Source organism: Paenibacillus sp. NPDC058174, assembly GCF_042883865.1.
GTDB lineage: Bacteria > Bacillota > Bacilli > Paenibacillales > Paenibacillaceae > Pristimantibacillus.
Genome location: NZ_JBHVUY010000002.1, coordinates 934,769 through 949,416 on the forward strand (window position 1 = coordinate 934,769; position 14,648 = coordinate 949,416).

At 51.1% G+C, this 14,648-nt stretch carries 13 protein-coding genes; 8 read left to right on the forward strand and 5 right to left on the reverse strand.

The window, feature by feature from the left end:
- Positions 1 to 1,398, forward strand: coding sequence for a Fe-S cluster assembly protein SufB (sufB, locus tag ACFVVF_RS15740; protein WP_387811159.1), 1,398 nt, complete (start codon positions 1 to 3; stop codon positions 1,396 to 1,398).
- A 66-nt stretch (positions 1,399 to 1,464) separates the two neighbouring features.
- Here the strand turns inward: sufB and ACFVVF_RS15745 are convergent, their stop codons facing one another.
- The 3 genes from ACFVVF_RS15745 to ACFVVF_RS15755 form a co-directional block, all read right to left on the reverse strand.
- The gene (locus ACFVVF_RS15745) at positions 1,465 to 2,163 is read right to left on the reverse strand and encodes a hypothetical protein (RefSeq protein ID WP_387811162.1); all 699 of its coding nucleotides are present in this window, start codon (positions 2,161 to 2,163) and stop codon (positions 1,465 to 1,467) included.
- A 147-nt stretch (positions 2,164 to 2,310) separates the two neighbouring features.
- Entirely contained in the window at positions 2,311 to 3,369 is a 1,059-nt protein-coding gene (locus tag ACFVVF_RS15750; protein WP_387811165.1) for an HD-GYP domain-containing protein, read from the reverse strand.
- Between the two features lie 179 nt (positions 3,370 to 3,548).
- The gene (locus ACFVVF_RS15755; RefSeq protein WP_387811167.1) at positions 3,549 to 4,292 is read right to left on the reverse strand and encodes a molybdenum cofactor biosynthesis protein; all 744 of its coding nucleotides are present in this window, start codon (positions 4,290 to 4,292) and stop codon (positions 3,549 to 3,551) included.
- A 100-nt stretch (positions 4,293 to 4,392) separates the two neighbouring features.
- Between ACFVVF_RS15755 and moaA the strand changes: the two genes are divergently transcribed.
- From moaA to ACFVVF_RS15790, 7 genes are all read left to right on the forward strand, one after another.
- A complete protein-coding gene (gene moaA / locus ACFVVF_RS15760; protein ID WP_387811170.1) occupies positions 4,393 to 5,394 on the forward strand; it encodes a GTP 3',8-cyclase MoaA in 1,002 nt (333 codons plus the stop codon).
- A gap of 5 nt (positions 5,395 to 5,399) precedes the next feature.
- The gene (locus ACFVVF_RS15765) at positions 5,400 to 6,833 is read left to right on the forward strand and encodes a bifunctional metallophosphatase/5'-nucleotidase (protein ID WP_387811171.1); all 1,434 of its coding nucleotides are present in this window, start codon (positions 5,400 to 5,402) and stop codon (positions 6,831 to 6,833) included.
- Positions 6,834 to 6,984: 151 nt separating this feature from the next.
- The gene (locus ACFVVF_RS15770) at positions 6,985 to 8,103 is read left to right on the forward strand and encodes an HD-GYP domain-containing protein (RefSeq protein WP_387811174.1); all 1,119 of its coding nucleotides are present in this window, start codon (positions 6,985 to 6,987) and stop codon (positions 8,101 to 8,103) included.
- Positions 8,104 to 8,304: 201 nt separating this feature from the next.
- A complete protein-coding gene (gene yfkAB, locus ACFVVF_RS15775; protein ID WP_387811176.1) occupies positions 8,305 to 9,432 on the forward strand; it encodes a radical SAM/CxCxxxxC motif protein YfkAB in 1,128 nt (375 codons plus the stop codon).
- A 51-nt stretch (positions 9,433 to 9,483) separates the two neighbouring features.
- Entirely contained in the window at positions 9,484 to 10,818 is a 1,335-nt protein-coding gene (locus ACFVVF_RS15780; RefSeq protein ID WP_387811179.1) for a hemolysin family protein, read from the forward strand.
- Between the two features lie 2 nt (positions 10,819 to 10,820).
- A complete protein-coding gene (gene ytvI / locus ACFVVF_RS15785) occupies positions 10,821 to 11,852 on the forward strand; it encodes a sporulation integral membrane protein YtvI (protein ID WP_387811181.1) in 1,032 nt (343 codons plus the stop codon).
- Between the two features lie 35 nt (positions 11,853 to 11,887).
- Entirely contained in the window at positions 11,888 to 12,562 is a 675-nt protein-coding gene (locus ACFVVF_RS15790) for an HAD family hydrolase (RefSeq protein ID WP_387811184.1), read from the forward strand.
- Between the two features lie 446 nt (positions 12,563 to 13,008).
- Here ACFVVF_RS15790 and ACFVVF_RS15795 read toward each other — a convergent pair whose 3' ends face one another.
- Positions 13,009 to 14,193, reverse strand: a complete 1,185-nt coding sequence (locus tag ACFVVF_RS15795) for a YheC/YheD family endospore coat-associated protein (protein WP_387811186.1) — start codon at positions 14,191 to 14,193, stop codon at positions 13,009 to 13,011.
- Positions 14,150 to 14,647 carry a GNAT family N-acetyltransferase gene (locus tag ACFVVF_RS15800; RefSeq protein ID WP_387811189.1) on the reverse strand — a complete coding sequence of 166 codons (498 nt, stop codon included), beginning with the start codon at positions 14,645 to 14,647 and terminating at the stop codon, positions 14,150 to 14,152. Before ACFVVF_RS15800 ends, ACFVVF_RS15795 begins: the two co-directional genes overlap by 44 nt.
- Between the last annotated feature and the right edge of the window lies 1 nt (position 14,648).

Below are 14,648 nucleotides of genomic sequence, written 5' to 3' on the forward strand. Positions count from 1 at the left end.
ATGGCTAAATCAATGCCCGAAATGGAAGAGTATAAGTATGGTTTCCGCGATGAGCACAAGTCCGTATTCCAATCCGGTAAAGGCCTGACAGAAGAAATCGTCCGCACGATTTCCGAAATGAAGGGCGAGCCGGAATGGATGCTGGAATTCCGCTTGAAATCGCTGGAGCAATTCAACAAAATGCCGATGCCGAAATGGGGCGGCGACCTGGAGGATCTGGATTTCAACGATATCCAGTACTATGTCAAGCCATCCGAGAAGCAAGGCAAAACATGGGAAGAAGTGCCGCAAGAAATCAAGGAAACCTTCGACAAGCTGGGTATTCCTGAGGCGGAGCAAAAGTTCCTTGCCGGCGTATCGGCACAATACGAGTCTGAGGTTGTCTACCACAGCATGCAGGAAGATCTGGAGAAGCAAGGTGTTATCTTTACCGATATGGATACCGCTCTTCGCGAATATCCGGATCTTGTGAAAGAATATTTCAGCACAATCATCCCGCGTACCGACAATAAATTCGCTGCTTTGAACAGCGCGGTGTGGTCGGGCGGCAGCTTTATCTATGTTCCTAAAGGTGTAAAATGCGAAGTTCCGCTGCAAGCTTACTTCCGTATCAACTCCGAGAACATGGGTCAATTCGAGCGTACGCTTATCGTTGCCGACGAAGACAGCTTCGTACATTATGTAGAAGGCTGTACGGCTCCGGTATACAGCACGAACTCGCTGCATAGCGCCGTTGTTGAGATTCTCGTTAAGAAAAACGCGCGTTGCCGTTATACAACAATCCAGAACTGGGCGCCAAACATCTACAACCTCGTTACAAAACGTGCAGTTGCAGAAGAAAACGCGACGATGGAATGGGTTGACGGCAACATCGGCTCCAAGCTGACGATGAAATACCCGGCTGTCGTTCTGAAAGGACGCGGCGCGAAAGGTATGGTATTGTCCATCGCAGTAGCGGGCAAAGGCCAGCATCAGGATGCAGGCGCTAAAATGCATCACCTTGCACCGGATACGACTTCGACAATCGTGTCGAAATCGATCAGTAAGCATGGCGGCAAAGTAACGTACCGCGGTGTTGCATCGTTCGGCCGTAACTCCGAAGGCTCGAAAGCTAACATCAAGTGCGATACGCTCATTCTCGATAACGAGTCGACTTCCGATACGATTCCGTACAATGAGATCATGAACGACAACATTACGCTCGAGCATGAAGCAACGGTATCGAAGGTATCCGAGGATCAGCTGTTCTACCTGATGAGCCGCGGCCTGAGCGAAGCTGAAGCGACGCAAATGATCGTTATGGGCTTCATCGAGCCGTTCACGAAAGAGCTTCCGATGGAATATGCAGTCGAAATGAACCGTCTCATCAAGTTCGAGATGGAAGGTTCGATCGGTTAAGAATTTGCAGATTAAAGTAAAAAAGCCCAATGACCTAAGTAAAAGCGGGTCATTGGGCTTTTTTTACTATTCTTTTGTCGGATCTATCCCGACTTTAGTCTTTGCTTCTAATAACGTTGCTGTACCTTTAAGAATAAAGGCTTGAGACATTTCGTGTTCTTCTTTAAAGTTTTGCATCAGGCTAGGCTGCTGTTCTTCCAGATATTCCATAGCAGACTTAAACGACTTTTCTCTGGTAAAATATCCTGTGGAAAAATTAGTTTTAACAGATTGCAATAATTTTCTAACGTCTTCATGAAGATCATCGTTTATTTTGATTTTACCAATATCAGTACTCATCATTTCTGCAGCTTTTTTAGCATCCGAAGCTGCCGTGTATGCATCCTCGATGCTTACTGTTCCATTTGATAGCCCGTCCATTGCTTTTTGATACCGATCCATTATAGGCTTTATGGACTCTTCAATGGAAAAAACTTCCTTCTCAAATTGAAGAACGGCTTCTTTGTTTTCTTTAGAGTCTAATTCATTATCTGTTGCTTCATTAATTTCTGTTGTATGATTTGAGTTTGCTGATACAGAAAAGTCTGAACTAGCAGAGGTTTGTGGTTCTTGAGTTAATGCTGTAATATTCCCCATTAAGTACATTAAAGAAAAAAAAGAATATACAGCTGCGAGAATTCTCGTTTTTTGACCTAATCTTTTCCACTGTATAAAAATCATTATATACGGGAAGAAAATCCAACCATAAAATTTAAAAAACAACAACAAAATCAACCTCCAAAATGAAATCACTAGCCAATACTATAATAATAGTTACAATTTGGCGAGTTAGATACATCATGCAAAATGAGCAGAACGAGGAAGGCAATTTAAAAAGGAGGCTCGGTTTAAAAAACCGAGGCCTCCTTTTTGCTAGATCAGCACTTCTTTAATCTCGTATTCGCGCTCGATCGTCAAATCGATGAATCGTTCGCCGATCTGGATGAGCGGGCGGAAAAATTCGGTTGGATGCGTCATGATGATGACACCGGTCTCGCCGGATTCCAGAATCGTCTTTTTGCCGATAAAGTTCGGGATCATATGCTTGATGAATGTATGCGTCGTATGGGCATCGAGCTCGGCGAAGCTGAGCTTGTACAGCTCTTTCAGCACGTAGAGCAAATCGCGTTTTTTCTGGTAAACCCGCTCGGATATCATCGCGCTGTAAATATCGACGACGGAAATGATTTTGGCCACGGGGTGAATGCTGTCGCCATCCAGTCCATGAGGATATCCGCTGCCGTCATTCCGTTCATGATGCTGAAGCGCACTAATCGCTAGATAAGGCTCTTCTGCAAACGACTCCAAAATAATGTCATGACCGTATTGGGCATGGTTTTTGATCTCGGCAAACTCTTCATCTGTCAGCCTGGAAGGCTTGTTCAGAATCGAATCCGGAATGCGGCTTTTGCCGATGTCATGCAAAAATCCGGCTTTGCCGATCTGCAGCGCTTCCTCAGCAGAATAGCCGAGCCATGTCGAAAGATAGTAGGACAACATTCCGACTTGTACAGAATGCTGGTATGTATAGTCATCTGTCGTATTAAGCAAAAGCAGCATCGAGACGACGTCGCGTTCCATTTGAAAGTTTTTGAGCAAAGGCTGGAAGGCGGCCTCTACTTCCTCTTCCTTGATAACGCCTTCATTAGTCGCCTTGCTGAACAATTGCTGGAATCCTTTGACAGCGTTTTCGTAATCTGGCTGCACAGTTGGAAGCCATTTCGGACTGACGATCGATTCAAGCGTGCGATCAGGAATAGCGTCCGATTGGCGGTCCTGAATATCAACGTAATCAATATGGTGCTGAAGCAGCTTGGAAATATCTTTATTGTGCAGTACAGTTCCTTTGGAAAGTACGTGTAGTCCGTAGGAATTGAAGGTATCTTTAAGCAGAAGATCGCCTTCTAGTAAATCAGTAACGTGAACCCTCATCACTGCACCCCAATTTGAGTATTTAGTCAACTTTAATAGTAGCAACGAATGATAAGATTGGCAATAAGAGTGTCGTAAAATTATGACTTTTTAACTAGTATTTCGGCATTAATCGCAAGTGGTTTTGTCGATTTTTGTCGTAATATGAAAACGAAAAAAATAGCGTACCGACAAGCTCTTTAATAGTCAGAGAGCGGCTCCGCAGGCTTCCATGGTCCGAGCTGATGGCCCTTCCATTCGGAGCCGTCTTCCCATATTTCTTTTTTCCAGATCGGGACGATTTGCTTTAACCGCTCAATCGCGTAGCGGCTTGCTTCGTAGCAGCTTTCCCGGTGCGGGGACGATACGGCGATGACGACGCTTGTCTCGGCAATGGCGACGCTGCCGATGCGATGGGTAATGGCGCATAGCGTACCAGGCCAGCGTTCAGCCAGCTCATCGCCGATTTGCTCCATCATTTTGACAGCCATAGGCTCATAAGCTTCATAATCCAAACGGACAGTCCGCTTTCCCTGTGTCCATTCACGCGTTGTCCCTACAAAAGCTATTGAGGCACCGTGGTCTGCAGTGATAACTTTGTGAAGCACCTCATCGCTTTGAATGGGTTCGGCTGTAATGACGTAACGCGGTGGAGCCGCTGTCCCCGCTGAGGACGCTTCCTCGCTTGGCTGTCCTCCGGACACCGGCGGCAGAAGCGCAAGCTCGTCTGAGCAGCTTACAGCCGTATCGTCGGATGCGTAAGTCTGGTTGCAGGCAACGAAGGAGATGCGCAGCAGGTCTGCATGATCCGGATAACGTTCGGCCAGCAGCTGTTTCAGCTGTCCGGCGGTCATTTGTTCTGATACAGATTCGAAGCTTATATTCGAAGCGCCAAAGCGCTCGGGAAGACCTGCAAAAAGTTTAATATTCCAGTCAAATTCCATCGATTTCTAACCTCGCAGCACTAGGATAACTACTGCTATAGCATATCATAATAGGGTGAAAAATGTTATGCTAAAGGGACCGGGAAAGGGAGTGAACGGCATGTCACAGTTAATCGATCGATTTGGTCGCATACATGATTATTTGCGGATTTCTGTAACGGACAGATGCAACTTGCGTTGTCTGTACTGCATGCCGGAGGAAGGGATGGAGTTTGCTCCATCTGAACAATTGTTAAGCTATGACCATATTGTCGAGGTAGTCGAAGCGGCAGCTTCTCTAGGTGTTACCAAGCTCCGCATTACGGGCGGCGAGCCTCTTGTCCGGCCGGGGCTGGATGGTCTTATCCGCAGGCTGGCTGCCATTCCGGGCATTGCCGATATTGCGCTAACGACGAATGGCATGCTTCTTGGCAAACAGGCTGAGGCTTTAAAGGCTGCCGGCTTGAACCGGGTCAACATCAGTTTGGATACGCTTGATGCCTCGCGATTCCGGCTTATTGCCCGCAGAGGCGAGCTGAAGCGCGTTATGGAAGGCATTGAGGCTGCTGTTGCTGCTGGTCTTACGCCGATAAAGCTGAACTGCGTATTGCTTAAGGGAATTAATGAAGATGAGATCGCACAATTTCTGAAGCTTGCTTATGAGCATCCGATGCATGTGCGTTTTATTGAATATATGCCGATCGGTCATGCGGACGATAATTGGCGCAGCCATTATTTGTCCTTGTCAAGGGTACTGGAAATTGCGGAGGCAGAAGGCTACCGGATCTCCCGGCGCATGAACGTGCAAGGAAACGGCCCGTCGGATGACTGGCAAATGGAAGGGGCAGCTGGCTCCTTTGGCCTTATTCATCCGATTAGCGACCATTTCTGCAAAAGCTGCAACCGGCTGCGTCTCACATCTGACGGTTCGATCAAGCCTTGTCTTTATTGGGTCGACGAACTGAATGCAAAGGAAGCGCTGGGCGATCCTGAGGCGATGAAGCGATTGCTGTACCGGGCGATGGATGTGAAGCCTGAAAACCATGAAATGGCCGCCAAGCTGGCAAATGAGGCACAGTCGCATGTGCCGACAGAGCGGAGAATGTCGCAGATCGGAGGGTAAGCGGTATGGACAGACAATATGTTGTAATCCTTCACAGCAATGATATTCACAGCCGGCTGGAGAACGCGGCCAAAATCGCAACTTACATCGAACTGGAGCGGGAGCGTCACGGCAGCGGCCGCTTGCTCGCAATCGACATCGGCGATCATATGGACCGGATACGGCTGGAGACAGAGGGCAGCGACGGGAAAGTTAACGTCGCCCTGCTGAACGCCGCAGGCTATGAGGCCATTGCGCTGGGCAACAACGAGGGGCTCACCTACGCCCGGGAAGAGTTGGCCGAAGCATATAGCGATGCTAAGTTTGCTGTTATTGGGGCCAATATGCCGGAGACGTATACGGGTAAGCTTCCTCCGTGGCTTGTGCCAAGCGTCATTATTGAAAAGAACGGAATAAAAATTGGGCTGATTGCCGTTACCGCCCGTTTTACAGACTTTTATTCGCTGCTGGGCTGGGATTTAACCGACCCGCTTGATGCGGTTCGCGAGCAGGCGAAGCTGCTGCGTGGAAAAGCAGATGTCGTTGCTGTTATGTCTCATCTCGGCATTACCCTCGACAAGCAGATGGCCGAGGAAGTAGACGGCATCGATCTCATCATGGGAGCACATACCCATCATTTGCTGGAGGAGCCGCTTGTCATCGGCGGAACAACCATTTGCGCTGCCGGCAAATTCGGCGAGCATGTGGGGCGCGTCGTCGTCGAGCTTGAGCCGGACGACAAGCGCCCGCGGTTCCACGCGGCATGCGTGCCTACGGCCGCATTCGCGGAGCACGCGGAGGCCGCCGCGATCATCGGCGGCTACCGCGAGGCGGGCATGCGCCGCCTGAGCCGGGTCATCGCCCGGCTCGAAGCGCCGCTGCCCGCGCTGGCCGAGCGAGAATCGCCGCTCGGCAACATGCTGGCCGCCGGCCTGCGCCGCCATGCCGATGCCGAGATCGGCATCGTCAATACGGGGCAGCTGCTTGGCGGCCTGCCGGAAGGCGACGTCACAGAGGGCCAGCTTCATGCCCTCTGTCCGTCGCCGATCAACCCTTGCCGGATGAAGCTGACCGGCAAGGCGATCCGCACAGCGCTGGAAGAGGCGCTGCTGCCCGAATTCACCTCGAAGCCGATCAAGGGCTACGGCTTCCGCGGGGAAGTGCTGGGGTCGCTTGCCGTCGATGGCATGACGATTGGGTACGATCCGGATAAGCCGCCATACGAGCGGCTTGTCTCGGTGCTCGTTGGCGGCGAGCCGCTAATTGACGAGCGGGACTATATCGTCGGCTGCATCGATATGTTCACCTTTCATATCGGCTATCTGACGCTGGGAGAAGGACGCGATATCGTCTACTATTTGCCGGAATTCATTCGTGATGTAATTGCAGCGGAGCTGACGGATGATAGAGCGGTGGCTGCGAGCCGCGTTGAACATTGGAGAATAGTGTCGAATAAATGAAAGAAAATGGTTGCGATAACGAATCATTTCCCTTACAGTTAATTTACGAGTGGTTTATTCCGATGTATATAGTAACTGGATATATGCAAATGAAATCGAAGCCATATAGCGCTGTGAGTGAAAATTAACGATAAGGGGAAGGATCGAGAAAATGCGGTTGGTGCCATTATCGCAATGTCAACCGGGTATGAGACTGGCAAAAAAGATTTTCTCCGGTGACGGTCTTGTACTCTTAGGTGAAAATGTTGAACTGACGAGCAGGTTGATTACCCGCTTGGAGCAATGCGGCATTTTTTATTTGTTTATCGTCGATCCAAGGACGGAAGATATCGTCATGCCCGAGCTCATCGGCGAAGAAACAATGCGCCATGCTCTGAAGGAAATCCGGACTAATTTCCGCTATATGATGGATCGGCCGAAGCGCAAGAAAGGGGTCACTTACCCTTATATTGCACAGCCCTTCAAACAGATGATGAGCAATATTATCGATGACTTGTCCAGTCATCAGGATGCGATGATCATGCTGATGAACATGGGCACAGTGGACGATTATTTATATCAGCATTCTTTGAATGTATGCGTCTATACGACGCTGCTCGGCACCGCGTACGGCTATTCCCGCGAAGAGCTTATGACGCTGGGAATGGGCGCGCTGCTGCATGATATAGGCAAGACGCAAATCTCGATGAATGTGCTGAAAAAACCGGATCAGCTTACGGCCGAAGAATTTGGCATGATGAAAAATCATGCGAAGATCGGTTTCGAGCTGCTGAAGGACGAGCCCAATTTGCCGCTCATTGTGGCGCATTGCGCGTTTCAGCATCATGAGCGCCTGGACGGAAGCGGTTATCCGCGCGGAATTAAGGGCAATGAGATTCACGATTATGCCAAGTGGATCGGCCTGGTCGATTCCTATGATGCGATGACGACAAATCGCGTGTACCGGTCGCCGATGCTGCCGCATCAGGCCATTGAGCTGCTGTATGCAGGCACGGGCACGTTGTATGAGCAGCATATGGTTCAGCTGTTCCGGGATAAAGTCGCCATCTATCCCATTGGCATTACGGTTACGCTGCATACGGGGGAGAGCGGTGTCGTAATTGACTTCAATACGGCATACCCGCACCGGCCGATTATTCGAATTCTTAACAACGAGGCCGGCGAAACATTGGCCGTCCCTTACGAGGTTGATTTGTCGAAGCAGCTTTCGACAATGATTGTCGGCGTAAACGGCGAAAAAACCGATGTACAGATTGCATCCGGCATTTGACCGGAAAGGAGGCCAGCAGGATCTAAATTCCGGGCCTTCTTTTTTTGTCTGGAAAATAGCAATCCCCATGGCTGTTTATATAATTTTCCGCTAAAAAATTGACTTCTCTCGTTTGCTTCCTTACTGCTCGGACATTACAATAGAAATAATCATGAAAATTGATAAATCAAGCTTAGTCAGGTGCTGATACGAATGAATACGATGGATTTGCAACATAGAAACGAAGTGCTGCCCGCTTTAACGCCGCAAAATGATCCTTGGGACCCTATACGCTCGCTGCAGAAGTATGGAAGACATAAGCTTACCAGCGTCGAAATGACGGTCTCCAATCTTTGCAATATGCGCTGCGAGCATTGCGCCGTTGGCGATACGCTGGTTATGGCAGAGCCCGCCAAACTGCCGCTGGAGCTTATGCTGAAGCGGCTGGACGAGGTCGAGCATCTGGAGACGATCAGCATTACGGGCGGCGAGCCTAGCTTCTCGGACAAGACAGTCAAAGAATATATGGTTCCGCTGCTGCAATATGCCAGGAGCCGGGGAATCCGCTCCCAGATCAATTCCAATGTAACGCTCCCTTACAGCCGATATGAGCAATTGGCGCCTTATCTTGACGTCATGCATATTTCTTTCAACTACACCAATGCCGACGATTTTCATCAAATCGGCTTTGCCAAAGCGGGACATTCCGTTCCTCGTGAAGCGGCAGTCCGCATGTACGACCGCATGATCGACAACGCACGCAGATTAAGCGATGCCGGCGTTTTGGTCTCGGCGGAGTCGATGATCAATTACCGGACGCATGACAAGATCGATGAAATTCATCGTCTCATTATCGATATGGGCTGCCAGCGACATGAGGTTCACCCGATGTACCCAAGCTCGTTCGCAAAAGATTTGCCGGCCATTACCCGCCTGCAGATGCGGCGCTCGATCGAGAAGCTGCTGGATGCCCGGGACCCGTCGGTCTGGATGCTGTTCGGCACGCTGCCGTTCTACCATTGCAGTGATGATACGGAGGAGCGGGCATTGCTGCAGCGTCTCTCCCGGGAGCCGAATGTAACGGTTCGCAACGATCCGGACGGCCGCAACCGGTTGAATGTTAATTTGTTTACCGGCGAAGTGTTCGTTACCGATTTCTCTGACGTGCCGGCTTTTGGCAATATCGGAGAAGAGAAGCTCGACGATTTGTTTGACAGATGGCTCGGGCACGAGCTTGCTACAAGCGTTAATTGCCATTGTCCTGCAGCATCCTGCTGCGGCCCGAATTTGCTCGTGAAAGATATGTACTATAACGAAGTTGATTTCCACCAGCGGCGAGCAGTGCTGTAAACATCTCAGCGCAACCTGCCATCGGCCAGGCAAAGGAGAGAACGATTCAGGGTGCATACGGAATTCGTATTTGGAGACATCGTGCTTAATTTGCTTCTCGTCTTGTTCCTTGTCCTGCTGAACGGTTTTTTCGTAGCGGCAGAATTTTCTTTCGTCAAAGTGAGGCAGACCCGGCTGACGCAGCTTGCCAATGAAGGCAATTCGCGTGCGGTCACTGCGCTTAAAGTAAACCGGAGACTCGACGCCTATTTATCGGCTACCCAGCTTGGCATCACCCTGGCTTCTCTTGGCCTCGGCTGGGTAGGCGAGCCTGCGATATCGGAGCTGATCGTCGAGCCTCTGCTGCATAAATCTGGTGTAACCGACCCGACGCTGATCTCTACGCTTTCGATCGCCGTCGGGTTTTGCGTCATTACATTTTTACATATCGTTCTAGGCGAATTGGCGCCAAAGTCGCTTGCGATTCAGAAGTCGGAGCAGGCGTCGCTATGGCTTTCCAAGCCGTTGTCATTGTTCTACAAGCTGTTCATGCCGGTTATCTGGCTGTTGAACGGAGCTGCCAATTCCATGCTTCGCTTTCTGCGTATCGAGCCGGCAAGCGAGCATGACGCCGCCCATACGGAAGAGGAGCTCCGGCTGCTCATGAACGAGAGTGCGAAGAGCGGCATTTTGGACAAAGACGAAATGGCGCTATTTGACAATGTTTTCGGATTTTCCGACCGGCTTGCCCGTGAGATCATGCTGCCAAGAACCGATATGGAATGCTTGTACAGCAACCGTTCCTTCGCGGACAATTTGAAGCTGGTCTATGCGACCAAGCATACCCGTTATCCTGTCGGCGTTATCGATAAAGACGAAATTATCGGGTTCGTCCATATTACCGACCTGCTGACGGCGGATCCGGATGAATCGCATGAGCTGGAAGCCTTTTTGCGTCCAATATTAACCGTGCCGGAGTCGATGGAAATTAGCGATGTGCTGAAGCTGATGCAGCTTCAGCACTCTCAGCTTGCGGTCGTTGTCGATGAATACGGAGGTACGGCCGGACTGCTGACGACGGAACGGATATTGGAAGAAATCGTCGGCGAAATTCATGGGGAATTTGATACGGCTCTTCCGAGTATTGTAGTAAAAGGGGACGTGACCTCTGTGGACGGACGGATGCTGATTGAGGAGGTCAACGACCTGCTCGGCACCGACCTTGAGGCAGATGAGATTGATTCCATCGGCGGGTGGATGTTCATCCGGCTGGAGGGCAATCCGGCGAAAGGAAAACGGCTGGAGCACGGCGGTTTTTCGTTCGAGGTGGCAGACTGCAAAAGGCTTCGCGTGACTCGCGTACATATTCGGAAATGCAAGACGAAGCAGCAGGGAGAGGAGGAGTAAGCTTGTCGATCAAAACGTTGGTGATGCTCGCGGTTGGCCTATTGCTGCTGTATTTGTTTTTTACCGCAGGCGCACCGTTTCTGCTGGCCTTGGTCGTAGCGATTTTCATGGAGCCGCTGACGAAGCTGTTCATCCGGAAATTCCGGGTGAACCGGCTCATCGCCTCTACGATTTCCAGCACGCTGTTTACGATTGTGTTGCTCGGTTTAATGGCATTGCTTGGCGTCAAAATCATTACTGAGCTGATCGCATTCGCCCAGCGGGTGCCGAATTATGTGGGAGATGCCAACAGCTATGTAACCCAGCTTATGGATGAAGCGGAGACGCTGTACAATCATCTGTCGCCGGAAGGCGTCGCCCAAGTAGAGAAATGGCTGACCGGACTTGGCAATACGGTAACGGGAATGGTCAAGACGTTATCAAGCTCGGTCATAGCATTCGCATCAGGTATTCCCGGCATGTTCATTTTCTTTATCGTGTTTTTGGTGGCGGTCTATATGTTCGGCTTTAGCTTGAATACGATGAAGGCTTCGGTATTGTCGCTGTTCGAGGAGAAGTCCCGGCCGCAAGTCAATCAAGTGCTGGACAATTTGAAGGGCTCGATCTTCGGCTTTCTCCGCTCGCAAATTATTTTAAGCGCATTAACCTATGCGATATCGATCGTTGGCCTGCTGATTCTGGACGTCAAATATCCGCTTGCAATCGCGCTATTGATCGTTGTCGTCGATATTATGCCGATATTGGGGACGGGCTCGGTGCTCGTGCCATGGGGCACTTATTTGCTCCTGACGGGCGATGTGCCGACCGGCATCGGGTTGTACATTTTATTTCTGTTCATTACCGTATTCCGCCGGATCATCGAGCCGAAAATTTTGGGCGACGCGGTCGGCATCGGTTCGCTTGCCGCCCTCATCAGCTTGTATGTCGGATTTAAGCTGGTCGGCGTCATCGGCGTATTTCTCGGGCCGCTCGTTATCATTATTTATATGGCGGCTCGTAAAGCAGGACTATTCAAAATCAGCATTAAGCTTTAAGGCAAGCGAAATGCAGGAAAAGGGGAAATTTCATCATGGCTACTACTTTCGATCGCCCGGAAGCGATTATTTTTGATATGGATGGCACGCTGTTCGAGACAGAGACTTTGCTGCGCTCGGTACATACAAGATTGTTCGATACCCTTCGCGAGGAGGGGCTTTACACCCTCGAAACGCCGCCAATCGAGAGCGTTCTTGCTTGTCTTGGTATGATACTGGACGATATATGGCGGAAGATTATGCCGGAGAGCACGGAGGCGGCGCGCAAGCGAGCGGATGAGCTGTTTCTGCAATATGAGGTTGAGGAATTGGCAGCGGGAAAAGGAAGGCTCTACCCGGAGACAGCCGAGACGCTGGCTGCGCTTAGGGCAAGCGGAATCAAGCTGTTCGTTGCCAGCAACGGTCTGGAAGCTTATGTGAAGGAAGTCGCCAGATACAAAGGGATCTCAGAGCTGTTCGATGGTCTGTACAGCGCAGGAGAGTACAAGACGGCGAGCAAAGTGGACTTAGTTGCCAAGCTGCTGTCGGATCACGAGCTGAAGTCGGCGTGGATGGTCGGCGACCGTTCCTCTGACGTGGAAGCGGGCAAGCGCAACGGGTTGATCGTAATCGGCTGCGCCTATGCCGGTTATGGCCGGGACGCAGAGCTGGATGGAAGCGATGCTTTGATTAGGAGCATGGCGGAGCTGCTAGGGTTGGCAATCGGATAATGGCAAGTGGCCTAGAAGCACTTCTAGCCGATGTCCTATTGGCCTGATGAGGGTTATCAAAATGCGAATGTGCATTTTGATAACCCCCAATGGCTACAAAATCGCGAACAACATGCAGAATTCGCCATTTCGAAGCATTTTTGAGCAATCAACCTGCATTTTTGCATGTTGATGCGAGAAATCGGCGATAAAAGGACGAACAGCCTGCACTTTTACATTTTGATTTGTACTTCACGCGAAAGTTAAAAAAAATGTCCCGAAGTCATCTGTGACTTCGGGACTGCCCTTATTACTAGGTCAACCTAACCTGCGGTTGGCCTTTTTATTGTCCAATCATGCTGGCTGCCGGGACTCGCTGTCCTCAATCACCGCTATGCTTGAGGCAGCTGGGCATCTGCCCTTAGAATCACAAGCGAAGCTGTGCCGAGGCAGCGTTCAGAGGCTTTTCAAGCCTCCCTCATGGGAGCGGCAGCGGGATTGCTGCCCTTTTCCTCCGCCGCAGCCGTTACAGCGCTGTTGCGCTTCGTTTTTCGCTGCTTCTTTTGCCCATGAAGCCATAATGCATACTCCAGCGGCCTGACGATCGCCTTCCGGTAAGTTTCTTTGTCTCCCGCCTGGACGAACACTTCTCTAGCCGGCTTCGGATTGACCTCCAGCATCCAGATACGGCCCTTCTGGTCGATGGCCAGATCGAGTGCAAGTTCGCATAGTCTGCCGTAACAAAGCTCGAGATATTGGGCGACGCCAACGCCAAACTGCTCGGCTTCGGCAATGACCTCCGTTACCCGCTCCTCGCTGCTCAGCCACTGCTTCAGCAGTGTTTCCATCGGTACGGCATGACCGCCGCCATGCAGATTGGAGGTCACGCTGCCCGCTGCTCCCACCCGGCCTGCGCAGCCAGTAACCTGCCACTGGCCCTCGCCATTCTTCTGCACGAGCATCCGGTAATCATGTACGCGGCCGGTGGGCAGCTTGAGCTGCAGTCCTTGCTGGGCCAGATAGCGATTTCCCTTCAAATCCCAGCCGGACAAATAGCCGCTCAAGGAGGCGGCAGAGATTCGTTTCGGGTTGATGATCCGGCGTGACAAATCCCGGCCTTGAATAAGCAAGCTGCCATCCCGCTTCCGTTCAATGCGCAGGATGCCGCGTCCCCCGGTTCCGTTAATTGGCTTCAGGTACAGGAGCGGGTATTTGCGAAGCATTTCAGAGACGTCCTGGACGCCGTCGACCATCCGGGAGACCGGGAGATAGCTTTTGAACCTGGCATCCTTGTTCAATATCCGGTGGATCGTCATTTTATTGCGCAGCGGTCGGTTTAGAAAGGTGAGATGTCCGTAGCTTTTACGGAATTGGCGCAATTGCTCGAAGCGGTACGTGCGCTGGATGCGGCAGCGGTCGAATATCATGGAGGGGAATGAGGTCCATTTACGCTTCCATTTCCGTTCCTCCGGCTCATAGACGAGCGAATGGATACGGTTTAGCTGATAATTGACGTCCTTAGGTGTAAATACGATGACATTGAGACCAAGCTTGCGCCCGGCGACCGTCATCTTCTGGTAGATATCCCGCTCTTCCAAATGACCATTTTCATTCATATAGAGCGTCAATATTCCGAGTACAGGCTGCGTCATCGTTGATTCTCCTTTCAAAGCGGAGCGTAGGCTTGCCTGTCGGGCCGGTATGCATGGATACAGCGGTCAGTCCTAGACGAAAACAAAGCGCCATACTCGGCACATTGTCGGTCGCGACGTTGCAAGTCAGCTTGCCGAGTCTATCGATCATAGCACGAAGCAGGGCAGAGCCGACTCCGCCGCTTCGCGCTTCCGGATGCACGACGATAAAGCAGCCTCGCTCACCGCCATCCGCTGCGAATGCGAGCCCCGCCAGGCGGCCGCCGCGCCTTGCAAGCACTACGACAGCACGCGGGTGTGCTGCATCCTTAGCGTCCAACATAAACGGATCTAACATCCGCAAGGCATGCAGGGCTGCAACCGTCAGCCGCTTCTCCCCGAACCGTACGGCAAATTCGAGCAGTCTTTTTTTCTCTGACACCCATTGCTCAGGGGTAAGCAGCTGCAGTTCCATC

Excerpts from the sequence above, each read along its gene's own strand:
- sufB (WP_387811159.1), top strand. The coding sequence starts at position 1 with ATGGCTAAATCAATGCCCGAAATGGAAGAGTATAAGTATGGTTTCCGC.
- ACFVVF_RS15750 (WP_387811165.1), bottom strand. The coding sequence starts at position 3,369 with ATGAGGGTTCACGTTACTGATTTACTAGAAGGCGATCTTCTGCTTAAA.
- ACFVVF_RS15755 (WP_387811167.1), bottom strand. The coding sequence starts at position 4,292 with ATGGAATTTGACTGGAATATTAAACTTTTTGCAGGTCTTCCCGAGCGC.
- moaA (WP_387811170.1), top strand. The coding sequence starts at position 4,393 with ATGTCACAGTTAATCGATCGATTTGGTCGCATACATGATTATTTGCGG.
- ACFVVF_RS15765 (WP_387811171.1), top strand. The coding sequence starts at position 5,400 with ATGGACAGACAATATGTTGTAATCCTTCACAGCAATGATATTCACAGC.
- ACFVVF_RS15770 (WP_387811174.1), top strand. The coding sequence starts at position 6,985 with ATGCGGTTGGTGCCATTATCGCAATGTCAACCGGGTATGAGACTGGCA.
- yfkAB (WP_387811176.1), top strand. The coding sequence starts at position 8,305 with ATGGATTTGCAACATAGAAACGAAGTGCTGCCCGCTTTAACGCCGCAA.
- ACFVVF_RS15790 (WP_387811184.1), top strand. The coding sequence starts at position 11,888 with ATGGCTACTACTTTCGATCGCCCGGAAGCGATTATTTTTGATATGGAT.
- ACFVVF_RS15795 (WP_387811186.1), bottom strand. The coding sequence starts at position 14,193 with ATGACGCAGCCTGTACTCGGAATATTGACGCTCTATATGAATGAAAAT.
- ACFVVF_RS15800 (WP_387811189.1), bottom strand. The coding sequence starts at position 14,647 with ATGGAACTGCAGCTGCTTACCCCTGAGCAATGGGTGTCAGAGAAAAAA.